10 protein-coding genes and 1 tRNA gene are annotated in these 15467 nt (G+C 37.8%); 7 read left to right on the top strand and 4 right to left on the bottom strand.

Going from position 1 to position 15467, the window contains the following annotated elements; all coding sequences use genetic code 11:
• Window positions 1–93 precede the first annotated feature (93 nt).
• Both fbaA and ACR30L_RS02950 read right to left on the bottom strand, forming a co-directional pair.
• Complete coding sequence (fbaA, locus tag ACR30L_RS02955) at window positions 94–1173, bottom strand: class II fructose-bisphosphate aldolase (RefSeq protein ID WP_435236556.1); 1080 nt, start codon at window positions 1171–1173, stop codon at window positions 94–96.
• A 122-nt stretch (window positions 1174–1295) separates the two neighbouring features.
• Window positions 1296–2468 (bottom strand): phosphoglycerate kinase, encoded by a 1173-nt coding sequence (locus ACR30L_RS02950; RefSeq protein ID WP_435236555.1) that lies wholly within the window; start codon window positions 2466–2468, stop codon window positions 1296–1298.
• Between the two features lie 609 nt (window positions 2469–3077).
• On the opposite strand from ACR30L_RS02950, the gene ACR30L_RS02945 reads away from it, so the two are divergent.
• Window positions 3078–5345: a bifunctional diguanylate cyclase/phosphodiesterase gene (locus tag ACR30L_RS02945; protein WP_435236554.1), complete on the top strand. Its 2268-nt coding sequence runs from the start codon at window positions 3078–3080 to the stop codon at window positions 5343–5345.
• Here the strand turns inward: ACR30L_RS02945 and ACR30L_RS02940 are convergent.
• On the bottom strand, window positions 5332–6219 hold the full coding sequence (locus ACR30L_RS02940; protein WP_435236553.1) for a LysR substrate-binding domain-containing protein: 888 nt from the start codon (window positions 6217–6219) through the stop codon (window positions 5332–5334). The two genes, ACR30L_RS02945 and ACR30L_RS02940, sit on opposite strands and share 14 nt — an antisense overlap.
• 103 nt (window positions 6220–6322) lie before the next feature.
• On the opposite strand from ACR30L_RS02940, the gene metE reads away from it, so the two are divergent.
• Window positions 6323–8626, top strand: coding sequence for a 5-methyltetrahydropteroyltriglutamate--homocysteine S-methyltransferase (metE, locus tag ACR30L_RS02935; protein ID WP_435236552.1), 2304 nt, complete (start codon window positions 6323–6325; stop codon window positions 8624–8626).
• Window positions 8627–8723: 97 nt separating this feature from the next.
• Here the strand turns inward: metE and tsaD are convergent, their stop codons facing one another.
• Window positions 8724–9749: a tRNA (adenosine(37)-N6)-threonylcarbamoyltransferase complex transferase subunit TsaD gene (tsaD, locus tag ACR30L_RS02930; RefSeq protein ID WP_435236551.1), complete on the bottom strand. Its 1026-nt coding sequence runs from the start codon at window positions 9747–9749 to the stop codon at window positions 8724–8726.
• Window positions 9750–10017: 268 nt separating this feature from the next.
• On the opposite strand from tsaD, the gene rpsU reads away from it, so the two are divergent.
• The 5 genes from rpsU (at window position 10018) to ACR30L_RS02905 (ending at window position 15347) form a co-directional block, all read left to right on the top strand.
• Entirely contained in the window at window positions 10018–10233 is a 216-nt protein-coding gene (gene rpsU, locus ACR30L_RS02925) for a 30S ribosomal protein S21 (RefSeq protein WP_015464331.1), read from the top strand.
• 22 nt (window positions 10234–10255) lie between these two features.
• Window positions 10256–10699: a GatB/YqeY domain-containing protein gene (locus tag ACR30L_RS02920; protein WP_435236550.1), complete on the top strand. Its 444-nt coding sequence runs from the start codon at window positions 10256–10258 to the stop codon at window positions 10697–10699.
• A gap of 403 nt (window positions 10700–11102) precedes the next feature.
• Window positions 11103–12854: a DNA primase gene (gene dnaG / locus ACR30L_RS02915; protein ID WP_435237864.1), complete on the top strand. Its 1752-nt coding sequence runs from the start codon at window positions 11103–11105 to the stop codon at window positions 12852–12854.
• 97 nt (window positions 12855–12951) lie between these two features.
• The gene (gene rpoD / locus ACR30L_RS02910; protein ID WP_435236549.1) at window positions 12952–14808 is read left to right on the top strand and encodes an RNA polymerase sigma factor RpoD; all 1857 of its coding nucleotides are present in this window, start codon (window positions 12952–12954) and stop codon (window positions 14806–14808) included.
• A 462-nt stretch (window positions 14809–15270) separates the two neighbouring features.
• Window positions 15271–15347 (top strand) — tRNA-Ile (locus ACR30L_RS02905).
• Window positions 15348–15467: the final 120 nt, after the last annotated feature.

Raw genomic sequence — 15467 nt, 5'->3', positions numbered from 1 at the left:
AATAGCAAACTCAAATTTAAAACGAAAAAAAGCCAGCAATGAAGCTGGCTCTAATTTTAAATGTATTGCCCCTTACAGGCTTCACATTTTAAATTATAGTACGTCGATTGAATTAAGGTCAGCAAACGCTTTTTCAAGACGAGTAACCATAGATGTTTGGCCAGCACGTAACCATACACGAGGATCGTAGTATTTTTTATTTGGCGCTTCATCACCCGTTGGGTTACCAATTTGACCTTGTAGGAAATCATGGTTAGCAGATTCGTATGTACGAACGCCATCCCAACATGCCCATTGAGTATCAGTATCGATGTTCATTTTAACAACACCGTAACCAATTGATTCTTTAATTTCAGCTTCAGTAGAACCAGAACCACCGTGGAATACAAAGTTAATTGAATTTGTAGGTAGGTTGAATTTTTCTGAACAATAAGCTTGTGAATCACGTAGGATAGTTGGAGTCAATTTAACATTACCTGGTTTGTAAACACCGTGCACGTTACCGAAAGAAGCAGCAATAGTGAAACGAGGGCTAACAGCAGATAGTTTTTCGTATGCGTAAGCAACATCTTCAGGAGAAGTGTAAAGATCAGACTCATCCATATCAGAGTTATCTACGCCATCTTCTTCACCACCAGTACAACCTAATTCAATTTCGATTGTCATGTTCATTTTAGCCATACGGCCTAGGTATTTAGCACATGTTTCAACATTTTCTTCTAGCGTTTCTTCAGAAAGATCTAACATGTGAGAAGAGAATAGTGGTTTACCAGTTTCTGCGAAGAATGCTTCACCAGCATCTAGTAATCCGTCAATCCAAGGAAGTAATTTTTTAGCAGCGTGGTCAGTATGAAGAATAACGGGTACACCGTAAGCTTCAGCTACAGCGTGCACATGTTTAGCGCCTGCAACACCACCTAAAATAGCAGCACCTTGTGCGCCTTCAACTTTAACGCCTTTACCAGCGTAAAAAGCAGCGCCGCCGTTAGAGAATTGAATGATTACTGGAGATTTAACTTTCGCAGCAGCTTCTAATACTGCATTTACTGAATCACTACCGATACAGTTAACAGCAGGAAGCGCAAAGCTATTTTCTTTTGCTACTGCAAATACTTTTTGTACGTCATCACCAGAGATAACTCCTGGTTTTACGAAATCAAAAATCTTAGACATAATGTATTTCCTATTTTTAGTTAAATTAAATTTGTTAAAATTCTGTAGCGCATTTTACACAATTAAGTAATGAAAAACACGCAAAAAAAAGCGAGATAATATCTCGCTTTTTCAATATTTAATTAGTCGTTAGCACGTGCTTCTAACATTGCAACAGCAGGTAATTTTTTACCTTCAACAAACTCAAGGAATGCACCGCCACCAGTAGAGATGTAAGAAACATCTGCAGCGATATTGAATTTGTCGATTGCCGCTAATGTATCACCGCCACCTGCAACAGAGAAGGCTTCAGATTCAGCAATTGCTTTAGAAATACCCGCAGTACCTGCTTCAAAGTTTTTGAATTCGAATACACCAACAGGGCCATTCCAAAGTACTGTTTTAGCATTTTTAATGATATCAGCAAGTACCGCTGTGCTATCTGGACCTAGATCGAAGATCATGTCATCGTCTTGAACGTCTGCAACATTTTTGATTTCTGCTTCTGCATTTTCATCAAACGCTTTTGCACATGCAACGTCAGTCGCAACTGGAATAGCACATTCATTCATTAATTTTTTAGCCGTTTCAACTAAATCTGCTTCATATAATGATTTACCAACATTATGACCTTCAGCTGCGATAAATGTATTAGCAATACCACCACCAACAACCAGTTGGTCTGCCACTTTAGAAAGAGACTCAAGTACAGTTAATTTAGTAGAAACTTTAGAACCACCAACGATTGCAACTAATGGGCGTGCTGGGTTATCCATTGCTTTACCTAGTGCTTCAAGTTCAGCAGCTAGTAGTGGACCCGCACATGCGATTGGAGCATAAACACCAGCACCATTTGTAGAAGATTGTGCACGGTGAGCAGTACCAAATGCGTCCATTACGTAAACATCACATAATGCAGCAAGTTGTTTAGATAATGTTTCGTCGTTTTTCTTTTCACCTTTATTAAAGCGAACGTTTTCAAGTACAACAACTTCGCCTTCATTGATTTCAAGGCCATTTAAGTAATCAGTTGCAAGACGTACAGGTACATCAAGTGCTTCATTTAAGTAATCAACAACAGGTTGTAGAGAGAAAGCAGCATTTTCTTCAGCAGAAGCGCCTTCAGTTGGACGACCTAGGTGAGAAGTAATCATCAATTTAGCGCCTTTTTCTAACGCTAGTTTGATTGTAGGAATAGAAGCACGGATACGTGCATCTGAAGTTACTTTTCCATCTTTAATAGGAACGTTAAGATCTTGACGGATAAATACGCGTTTGCCGGCTAAATCTAGATCAACCATTTTTTTTACTGACATGATGTGTCCTCATATTTTAATTTAAAAACTTGTATATTTTTGAATTTATTACTTGAGCATTTAAGCTTAACTATCACGCTGACTTATTTACGTACACACTTTCTGTTGCACTTAATTCTATGGGCAGCATTATAGACGAAAAAGTTTCTCACTTCGATCATAATGGTGGGTAATTTACCTTTTTCCAAGGGGGGATAGGCTTGATTTATATCATTTTCTATCTATATTTTTATAAATGATTGAAAAAGAAACAATAAAAATAAAAATAAAAGAAAAAAGTTTTGTCTCATGTTAATACAGAAATCCAACAGCAGTCACAGAATAAGAAATTAATAACACACATCTATAGGAAAAGAAATTACAGACACTCTAAATAGTGTTTCAGCATGAAGAAAATGCAGATAAACTGACAAGGTACGACAAAATAGCGACTATCATTTATATTTAATTTATTATATTTCACACATTTTATAATATTTACCGATTACGATTTAACAAACAACAAATTAAAGCAACCAAATACTTGTAATGACGAGGCAAATCTAATGGGCATATACCTCGCATGGCAAAAATACAGATAAAACAAATAAATAAAGGTAATAGAGCATTGTGAAAAAATTCAAAAAAGATATTTGGCTCTTATTTTATTTTATTGTTTTTGTACTAAGCGTGGTATTTGGTAGTACCCTCAATCAAAAATATGCCACCGTACTAAATGAAACTAAAACAGAACAAATTTATCTGATTAACCAATACCAACAGACCCTTAATGCATTATTCAATGAACATGAAACATTAGATGTGCTGATTGGCAAAGAATACCTACAAAATAAGAAGTTAAATTTAAATACCTTTAAAACGGTACTCAAAATCAATCCTATGCTGATTGATATTTGGATCTTTTCCCCGCAGGGACAGTTGGAATTTTCAACACTCGCAAACATCAACTTTGAAAATTTAAAATCCGATACAAATACAAAACAATGGTTTGAACAAGTCATGACAACCAATCGCATCGTCATCGGTCGTGCATACGTACAAAAAAGTTTAGAAAAATGGATTTTACCAATTAGCAAAAAAGTTACTAATCAACAGGGAGAAACTGTCGCAGTCATTTCTACGGGAATCAATTTTGACAATTTATATCAAAAATTAAACGATATTAATACATCAGAAAATATCATTAACGTCACACTTAATAATGGCTTGTATCCCATTCTACAAACTCAGTCGCCACCTTCAAAAAATAATCCGTATTATAATTTACCACTTACTGAAGATAAATTATTCCAACATGAAATGACCATGTTAAAGGCGCAACTTGAAGCTAATAAAAAGACCTTTAATGAGGAGCCTTTTATTCAAGGTACACGTAACTTATCGTCTACAACCTGGCTGTATACCATTAGTTACAATAGTCATTATCAGCTTTGGGTGTCAGCAAAAATACCCTATACAACGGCCTTATCGCCATTCAAAAATTATGTCATCTATTCAAGCTTGATTTTTTTATTAATCATCATCTCTATTTACCTCTTTTTCCGGTGGATAAATAATGTTGAAAAATCGAAAATAAATGCACTAACTCATCAAACTGAACATGATTCATTAACGGGATTACCGAACCACCTGCTTCTCAAAAAATATTTTCATGAGCAACAAAAAAATACCGAAACACCATTGGTCTTGTTATATATAGATTTAGATAACTTTAAGAATATTAATGATACTTTTGGGCATAGTTACGGTGATAAAATTCTTATCGAAGTAGCAGAGCGTTTAAAAAATAATATTGCGATAAGTACTGGTATCGCAACACGTTATAGTGGCGATGAATTTATCATCTTAATTCAAAATAATAATAAAGACTTAATTGAAGAATATTCACAATACTTACTAAAAATAATTAGTTTGCCCTACTACATCGCAAACAATATATTTCAAATTACTTGTTCCATTGGTATTGCACGTTTTCCCTATGATGCAAAAGATATTGAAAATTTATTAAGTTATGCAGACAACAGCATGTTTATCGCAAAACAAGGTAAAAATAATTACCATTTTTATTCGAAAGAAAAACATGATCAATTAATGTATAACACCGAAATTGAACAAGAATTACATAGTGCCATTGCAAATAATGAAATTAGTCTTGTCTATCAACCTCAACTAGACAATCAACAACGTTTATTTGGTGTAGAAGCATTAGTCCGTTGGAACAATAAAAAACTTGGCTTTGTCCCGCCCGATAGGTTTATAAAAATTGCTGAAAATTCAGGACTAATGCCTGAATTAGGCTTATATATCATGCATAAAGCCATGCTCGAAATTTCAGCGCTAAAAACAACACAAAAGTTAGACTTTAAACTATCTATTAATGTATCCGTAAAACAATTTATGCAAAGTAGTTTTATGAAAAAATTACTGCAGGCTTGTATTTACCACGCAATAGATAAAAATTCGATTACCATTGAAATCACCGAAAATTTATTCATTGAAAACCTCGCTCAATTACTACCTATCTTTAATCAAATGAAAGAGCACGGAATACAATTATCCTTAGATGATTTTGGTACCGGTTATTCATCCTTAAGTATGCTTAAAAAAGTCCCCTTTGATGAGTTAAAAATTGATAAAAGTTTCGTCGACCATATTACCGAACAACAAACAGAAAAAGAGATGTTAAAAAGCATCATATCAATGGGTAAAAACTTAGGTATGTCGGTATTAGCCGAAGGAGTTGAAACTATCGAACAGGTTAATATTTTACAAGAAGCAAATTGCGACCTGTATCAAGGCTACTATTATGCTAAGCCATTATCGATTGATGATCTCACCGCCTTTGCCATAAAACATCACGCAACTAAAGCGGACTAACCTTCCCAAGTTTAATAAACTCATTAATATAAGGCACCGCTTTATCTTCTGTTTTGATACAGGCATAAAGCGTACTGAAAACACCTTTTTCACCTAAACGTAAACGCTTAACTTTATATTGCTCACTGTAACTATCCGCTAACCACTGTGGGAGCACACAAACGCCTCGTTGATGCTCTACCATCTGTAACATAATGGCTAAAGACTCTATTTGCTTATGTGATTTTAGTTGTGCTTTTTCTGGCCATAAAAAACTTCTAAAAACTTCTAGGCGTTGTTGTTCAACAGGGAAAGTAAACAACACTTCTTTTTCAAGTTGTTTGGCCGTTATTTTATCTTGTGCTGCCAGGCTATGTTTTTCTGAAATCAATAAAACCAATTCATAGTCGAACAATGAGATATGTTGTAATAACCCATGCTCACTAATATCCGGTGTAATAAGCAAATCAACATGATGATTTAACAGCCCTTCTCGTCCTGAAAATTGGAACTGACGAATAATATCAATATCAATATTGGGGGCCAGTTGTAAAAAATCTCCGACCACTTGAGTTAACCATTCATGGCAAGGGTAACATTCAACACCAATACGCAACACGCCCTGCAATCCTTCTCCGAACGCTTTTAAGGATTGCTCCGTTTGATTTAACAAAGGCACCACTTGGAGTGCAGCTTGCAATAACAATTCGCCTGCGGGTGTTAATCGTAATCGTCGTCCGCAACGTTGCCATAATTTCACATTTAACTTTTTCTCAAGATAACGTATCTGGTGAGATAAGGCTGATTGAGTAAGGCACAACGCATCTGCTGCTTGGGTTAAGGTTCCCTTTTCCTGTAATGCAATCATGATTTTAAGATGTGCTGATTCAATCATTATGAAAAATCCTCATAGATTTGCGCAAATTCATCATTATTCTTCATGTTAGATTGTAAATACAATGTCCATCGACTTCAATAACAAAGATGAGAAACAACACATGACACAATTACACCACTTAGGATTTCCACGCATTGGCGACAAACGCCAGTTAAAATTTGCCCAAGAAAAATTCTGGGCAGGTGAAATGACAGAACAACAATTACAAACGACAGCAAGTGAATTACGTCGACATAATTGGTTAGACCAACAAAAACTTTCATTGAATTTGCATACCGCAGGTGACTTTTCTCTGTATGATCAAGTGCTTGATACCAGCTTCTTAGTCGGCAATATTCCAGAACGTGCAAAACAAAGTGAAGATGACAATTCCCTAGATAACTATTTCCGAGTTGCACGTGGCCGCTCCCAAGTACAAAGTTGTTGCTCTGCTGTACATAACCATAGTGGCGAAACACAAGCCGGTGAAATGACCAAATGGTTCAATACCAACTACCATTACATCGTGCCTGAATTTGATAGCAACACGACTTTTTCCTTGCACCCTGAAAATTTAATTAAACAAATTGAAGAATTACAATCGATCAACGTGAATGTTAAACCGGTTATTATTGGCCCAGTGACATACCTATGGCTCGGTAAAGAAAAGGATGACAGCAATAAATTAGATTTATTACCCGCTCTACTTGTGGTTTATACAAAACTGCTTACCCTACTCAAAGAAAAAGGTATTGAATGGGTACAAATTGATGAACCTATCCTTGTATTAGAAATCGATGAACCATGGCAAAAAGCGTTACAAACGGCCTATCAAGCACTACAACCGATTGATATAAAATTATTATTAACCACCTACTTTGGTGAGCTAAAAAATAATTTACAACTTGCCTGTGAATTGCCCGTTGCAGGTTTACATCTTGACGCAATCAAAGCACAGCATGAAATCGCACCAGCTATCAACTTCCTAAACAAAGATAAAGTATTATCATTAGGGGTGATTAGCGGTACTAATATCTGGAAAACAGATCTTAACGAAACGTTATCTTGGTTAACGCCGATTCATCAACAATTACAAAATCGCCTTTGGATTGCCCCCACATCGTCCCTATTACATGTTCCCGTTGATTTAGAAAGTGAACAAAAACTGGATCATGAAATTAAATCTTGGCTCGCTTTCGCAACTCAAAAACTACAAGAATTAAGTCTACTAGGGATCGCTTTAAATCAAGGTATTGAGGTAATCAGCGACGTATTAAACGACAACCGTATTGCGCTTCAAAATCGACATAACAGTCTTCGCGTAAACAATCCTTCTGTTCAAACCCGCGTTGAACAAATCACCCCGGGTCTAGGCCAACGTAAAAAACCGTACCGCGAACGAGCTGCCATTCAGCACCAATATTTAAACTTACCGAGTTACCCAACCACCACGATAGGTTCATTTCCACAAACTAGCGATATTCGTGAAACACGCAAAGCAAAACGTTTGGGTCAAATCACCGAGGCACAATACAAAGAAAGCATGCAAAATTCGATTGCTCAATGTATTGAAGAACAAAAAAACATTGGCCTTGATGTATTAGTTCATGGCGAAGCAGAACGTAATGACATGGTTGAATATTTTGGAGAATTACTCGATGGCTTTGCCTTCACTCAATTTGGTTGGGTGCAGTCCTACGGCTCTCGTTGTGTCAAACCCCCTGTACTATTTGGGGATGTCTCTCGACCACAACCAATGACCGTTGAATGGGCACAATATGCACAATCATTAACGGACAAAAAAGTAAAAGGGATGCTAACCGGTCCGGTGACTATTTTAAATTGGTCATTTGTACGTGATGATTTACCCCTTCAAACCATTTGTAATCAAATTGCGCTAGCGATCCGAGATGAAGTTTTAGATCTTGAGAAAGCGGGGATTGATATTATCCAAATTGACGAAGCAGCCCTACGTGAAAAATTACCGCTGCATCGTTCAAAATGGAAAGAGTACCTCGACTGGGCAATTCAAGCTTTCCGAATTACCGCCAATGGTGTGAATGATAAAACCCAGATCCACACTCATATGTGCTACTCGGAATTTAATGACATCATCGCATCAATCGCAGATATGGATGCCGATGTGATTACCATTGAGACTTCTCGTTCAGATATGGAACTACTTGATGTGTTTGAAGAATTTAATTATCCCAATGCAATTGGACCAGGAGTTTATGATATTCATTCACCAAATATTCCAACCAGCACAGAAATGATCACCTTAATGGAAAAAGCAGCCCTACGAATTTCAACTGAACAGTTGTGGGTTAACCCCGATTGTGGACTTAAAACAAGACAATGGCAGGAAGTCCGTCCCGCTTTGACAAACATGGTAGAAGCGGCAAAACAATTACGTGCCAGTTAATGATGCCAATGGTATTAACAGCTTAAAACAAAAAGGAGCGATCATCTCGCTCCTTTTTTATATACCCGTTACCATTCAAGATGCAGAAATAAGCAATCTAGAGTGAGGCTTTCACACTGACTAACTCTTCAAGTGGCCAACGTGGTTTTGCGCCAATACTTAAATCTTGAAAATGCCCTGCTTTCAAGCGTTGCATTCCCGCATAAGCGATCATCGCGCCATTGTCAGTACAAAACTCATTACGTGGATAAAACACTTCACCACCCAATGATTTCATCAATCGAGCTAACTGCTCACGTAACGATTTATTCGCACTCACACCACCCGCAACCACTAAGCGCTTCATCCCCGTTTGTTTTAATGCACGTTTACATTTAATTGCAACCGTATCGATCACCGCATCTTGAAATGCTAAGGCGATATCTGCTTGGGTTTGCGGATCATTCCCTTCCTGTTGAATCGTAATCGCAGCCGATGTTTTTAACCCACTGAAGCTAAAGTCTAACCCCGGTTTATTAGTCATCGGTCTTGGGAACACAAAACGCCCGGGGACACCATCCTCAGCCATTTTAGATAAACGTGGTCCACCAGGATAATCAAGCCCTAACAATTTAGCCGTCTTATCGAAAGCTTCCCCTGCCGCATCGTCAATACTCTCTCCTAGTACCTTGTATTCGCCAATATCATCAACCTGTACCATCAAGGTATGACCACCGGAAACCAATAAGGCTAAAAAAGGAAACTCAGGTTGATTTTCTTCAAGCATCGGAGCCAATAAATGCCCTTCCATATGATGAACAGCAATTGCAGGTTTATCCCAAGCTAATGCTAAGCTGCGACCAATACAGGCGCCCACTAATAACGCACCAACTAATCCCGGTCCTGCTGTAAATGCAATACCATCAATATCATCTTTGCTGCAATTTGCTTCAGCCATCGCTTCTTTAATTAAAGGGATTGTCTTTCGTACATGATCGCGTGAAGCAAGTTCAGGTACCACACCACCATAATCGGCATGCAAAGCAACCTGACTGTATAATTGATGCGATAACAGCCCTAATTGATCATCGTAAATAGCGATGCCAGTTTCATCACATGAAGTTTCAATGCCTAAAATACGCATATGACAAATGTTCCTATATCGAGAGTAAATAAAAATAATTGGCGCCAGTTTAACGTAAAATGAATATTAACAGGGTATTTTTTCGTAAAGATCCTATGAAACCTTTACTAACAACACCCTCGAACAAAGATCTTGTAGATCTTTTAATATATTTCACGATATTTAATACACAAATCCTTTACTTTTCCCCCTAAATAGGATTAAAATCTCGCACCATTTTAAATGAACTGGTCACTTGATGACCGTAACCAATAAAGGTAATAGGCACATGCCAGTAATTAAACTTCGTGAAAACGAACCATTTGACGTTGCACTTCGTCGTTTTAAACGCTCTTGTGAAAAAGCAGGAATCTTAGCAGAAACTCGTAAACGTGAGTACTTTGAGAAACCAACTACAGTACGTAAACGTGCTAAAGCAGCAGCAGTTAAACGTCACCTGAAAAAACTTTCTCGTGAAAATGCACGTCGAGTTCGCCTTTACTAATTACTAGAAAAGGGTCTTAGAAATGTCATTAAAAGCAAGATTAAAAGAACAACAAATACTCGCAATGCGTGCGAAGGATAAATCTCGTTTAGGGACTATCCGTATGTTGTTGGCAGCAATAAAACAAATTGAAATTGATGATCGCGTTGAACTCAATGATGACCAAGTTACGGCTGTGGTTATCAAAGCAGTTAAACAACGAAAGGATTCTATTTCTCAATTTGAAAAAGCGAATCGAATCGATCTTGCAGACACGGAAAAGGCAGAACTTGCGATATTGCAAGAGTTTCTCCCACAACCACTAACCTCAGATGAAGTGAAAACTTTAATCGAACAAGCCGTCAGCACTTCGGGTGCTAGCAGCATGCAAGATATGGGGAAAGTGATGGGATTACTCAAAAAAGATATTCAAGGTCGAGCAGATATGGGAGAAGTGAGTGCGCTTGTAAGAGCCGCTTTAGCTTAAACCAATCTCTCGTAAGCAATACAGCCCCATACTTATCCGTAAGTCTGGGGCTTTTTTGTATACTGAACTAATTAAAATAAACACAGTCATATCAATCTAAGTAAATATCTATCATCACAAAATTAACCACTGATCTCCCTTTAATTTAAAATTGAGATAAATGAGTTATTTACTTAAATGGGTATTGCTTTAAGCATTCATACCAATCGGAATAATTAACTGATCTATTTTACTGGTAGTTTATTTCTTTGTTGAAACGTCGTAAATGAGACACAATTTACATCAACTTTCACCTCGAACTAAATCATATTTACTGAACAAAATTTAGATCATATATTTAATACAATTGGTATAATGTATCAATTTGCCACCAGAAAGTGGACAAGATCAAGGTATTAAGAAAATGGCAGGACGTATTTCAAAAAACTTTATCGATGACTTAATCGCACGTACTGATATTGTTGATATTATTGATAGCCGTTTAAAACTCAAAAAACAAGGCACTAATTACCGCGCTTCCTGCCCATTTCATAATGGTAATAACAAAACATCATTTTCAGTTAGTGGTAACAATCAGTTCTACCATTGCTTCAACTGTGGGGCCAGTGGTAATGTCGTTACATTTATCATGGAATACGATGGCGTTGAGTTTGTCGATGCCATTGAAACATTAGCTGAACTGCAATCTATTGATATAGAGTACGAAGAAACCGGCACCGGAAACACACCAGCTAAACCCTACGTCGACCGAAAAGATCTTTATCAATTAATGGCTGATATCACCGTTTTTTATCAGCAACAGTTACGTCAGCATCCTAAAAGTCAGGACGTTATTAGCTACCTTAAAAATCGTGGTTTATCAGGTCAAACGGCTAAATATTTTAAAATTGGCTATGCCCCCGATGGCTGGGACGAAGTTCGTAAACGTTTTGCACTTTCCAAAGAACGTGAACAACAATTGATTGACGCCGGTATGTTAATCGCCAAAGACAAAGGCGGTAGCTACGATCGGTTCCGTGATCGTTTAATGTTTCCTATCCATGATCGACGTGGACGTGTTATCGGCTTTGGTGGCCGCGTATTAGATAATGAAGAACCTAAATACCTTAACTCACCAGAAACACCTATTTTCCATAAAGGAAAAGAACTCTATGGCTTATATCAGGTAAAACAAGCCCACAAAGATATACAACGCATTTTAGTTGTTGAAGGCTATATGGATGTTGTTGCACTAGGGCAATTTGGCATTGATTACGCCGTCGCATCACTCGGTACCAGCACAACTCCGGATCATATTAATATACTTTTCCGTCAGACCAGCGAAGTTGTTTGCTGTTTCGATGGGGATAAAGCCGGTCGTGAAGCCGCTTGGCGTGCATTAGAAAATGCCCTTCCCTATATACAAGACGGTCGCACATTGCGCTTTATGTTCCTTGCCGATGGCGAAGATCCCGATAGTTTTATACAAAAAGAAGGCAAACAAGCCTTTGAAGCCTTGATCGAGCAAGCACTACCGCTTTCGGAGTTTCTATTTCAACACCTATTGACCCAAGTGGATATGGGTAACCGCGACAGCAAAGCTAAACTTGCACAGCTTGCAATTCCATTAATCAGCAAAATGCCTGAAAGCGTCTTTAGGCAAATGATGAAAGAACGACTTATCGTACTACTAGGCGTGGATGAAGATGGATTAAAAAAACTATTACCTGATCCGCAAAAAACAAACAATAACGAGAAAAAGCAAAAAGCAACACCTATGCGATTAGCTATTTCAATCCTATTGCAGCATCCTAACGTAGCCTATGGCATTCCAGAATTCCCAGAATTCAAAGAAATGAAATTGCCAGGATTGAGTTTATTAAATTCATTACTTGATATTTGCAGAATAAGCCCCACTATTACTACAGGTCAATTACTTGAGCATTGGCGCGAAAAGCCAGAATACAAGCAACTCAATAAATTAGCCATATGGCAAAATAATATTGCTGATAACAAATATGAAGATTATTTTTTTGACACACTCGAAAGTTTCTTAAATATGCATATCAACAATAAAATTGAACAGTTAAAACAAAAAGAGCGGTCAGGGATAGGATTAACTAACGAAGAAAGAAAACAACTGATCTCACTACTTATTGAACAAAAACAAAATTAATGTAACTGGAAAAATTTTCATTTTCAGTGTATAATCCAGCGCTCGAATTTTTTTTTCAACAACATTTATAATTCGCAATCTATTTTGGACGGTATCTATGGCTCAAACACCTCAATCACAGCTCAAAGAGCTCATTATCAAGGGTAAAGAAAAAGGCTTTTTAACCTACTCAGAAGTCAACGACCATCTGCCTCAGGATATTGTTGAGTCAGAGCAAGTTGAAGATATCATTCAAATGATTAACGACATGGGTATCCGTGTTGTAGAAACTGCGCCAGACGCTGATGAATTATTATTGGCTGGTAATGAAACCCCGGATGAAGATGCAGTTGAAGCCGCAGCACAGGTATTAGCAACCGTTGAATCCGAAATTGGTCGTACGACTGATCCTGTTCGTATGTACATGCGAGAAATGGGGACAGTTGAACTGCTAACACGTGAAGGCGAAATAGTTATCGCTAAACGTATCGAAGAAGGTATCAAAGAAGTTCAGAACTCAGTTTCTGAATACCCTGCGACAATTACTGGCTTACTTGATAACTGGGATAGCTACGAAGCTGAAGAAATGAAACTTACTGATTTAATCAGTGGCTTTGTCGATCCTAACGATGAAATAACTCAAGCAGTGAGCGCTACACACATCGGTTCAGAATTAACACCTGCACAATTAAAAGATGCAGATAGTTCAGATGACGACGATGAAGATGAAAGCGATGATGAGGATGAAGACGAAGAACAAAAAGGTCCTTGTCCTGAAGAAGCAAAAGAAAAATTTACCGAATTACGCAAATTAAATAAAGTTGTTGAAGATTCAATTGAAAAAAATGGCCGTGGTCATGCTAAAACACGCAAAGCCATTGCAGAACAAGCTGAATTCTTCCAACAGTTCAAACTGATCCCTAAACAATTTGACCGTATGGTAACGTCTATACGTGAATCAATGAATGCCGTACGCGTTCAAGAGCGTTTAGCGTTAAAAATCTGTGTTGAACAAAACAAAATGCCTAAGAAAGCATTTATTGCCCTTTTCAAAGGCAATGAAACTAACCGAGCATGGTTAGATGCCATCCTAGCAAGTGATACCGACTACTCAAAACGTATCGAGATGTTTACTGAAGATCTTGAACGTTGTATTCGAAAAATGGCAGCCGTTGAAGAACTAAGTGCCCTCACTATTTCAAATCTAAAAGAAATTTCGCGCAATATGAGCATCGGCGAAGCAAAAGCACGTCGCGCGAAAAAAGAAATGGTAGAAGCAAACTTACGTCTAGTTATCTCGATTGCTAAAAAATACACCAACCGTGGATTACAATTCTTAGATTTAATTCAAGAAGGTAACATCGGTCTAATGAAAGCCGTTGATAAATTTGAATATCGTCGTGGTTACAAATTCTCAACTTACGCAACGTGGTGGATCCGTCAGGCAATCACACGTTCAATCGCTGACCAAGCACGTACAATTCGTATTCCAGTGCATATGATTGAAACGATTAATAAACTTAACCGTATCTCTCGTCAAATGTTACAGGAAATGGGTCGTGAACCTCAGCCAGAAGAACTTGCTGAGCGAATGATGATGCCGGAAGATAAAATCCGTAAAGTATTGAAAATAGCGAAAGAACCTATTTCAATGGAAACCCCAATTGGTGATGATGAAGATTCACATCTAGGTGATTTCATTGAAGATACCACTATTTCACTACCCGTTGATTGTGCGACAAGTGACAGCCTTAAAAATGCAACAAACGATGTATTAGAAGGCTTAACTGCACGTGAAGCGAAAGTACTACGCATGCGTTTCGGTATCGATATGAACACCGATCACACACTTGAAGAAGTGGGCAAACAATTCGATGTAACGCGTGAACGTATTCGTCAAATTGAAGCCAAAGCACTGCGTAAACTACGTCACCCAAGCCGCAGTGAACAACTACGTAGCTTCCTAGACGAATAAGTATTATTGCTTAACAATGAAAAACTAAATCCTGCTTCGGCGGGATTTTTTATGCCTAAAACAATTCGCTCTGTAACTCATAAAAGCCGTAACGATACAATTAAGTAAAGGCATACCATAAATTACGTCAACCAAATCGCAGTAAACAACTACGCAGCTTCCTAGACAAATAAGTAATATTTGCTACTAAATTCTGCCTCGTCGGGATTTTTTAAGCCTAAAATTAATACCTAACTATCAATATATGCAATTCCAGTCAAAACAATGCTGAATTAATAGGCAAACACACCACATTGACTAGACAGGGAAATTTGAAGCTTATATAATCGCTCCACAAATTCGGCCCTTAGCCTAGCCTGATAATAGATGGTTAGAGTAAGCTCGAAAGAAATACAAAATTTGGCCCCTTAGCCTAGCCTGATAATAGATGGTTAGAGCAAGCTCGGCAGAAATACAAAATTTGGCCCCTTAGCTCAGTTGGTTAGAGCACACGACTCATAATCGTTAGGTCCCCAGTTCAAGTCTGGGAGGGGCCACCACTTTTTCTTCCAGTAACGTCCACAGAAGTCCACCAATCCAGTAATATCAACGCTTAAGCAGTAGTTCGGTGTCTCTATAATTCGAGCAAGTATTGCAACAACCACGTTTTAATGTACCAA

It is taken from the genome of Psychromonas saccharinae (assembly GCF_051201515.1).
Taxonomy (GTDB): Bacteria; Pseudomonadota; Gammaproteobacteria; order Enterobacterales; family Psychromonadaceae; genus Psychromonas.
This window is presented reverse-complemented; position numbering and strand designations above follow the sequence as displayed.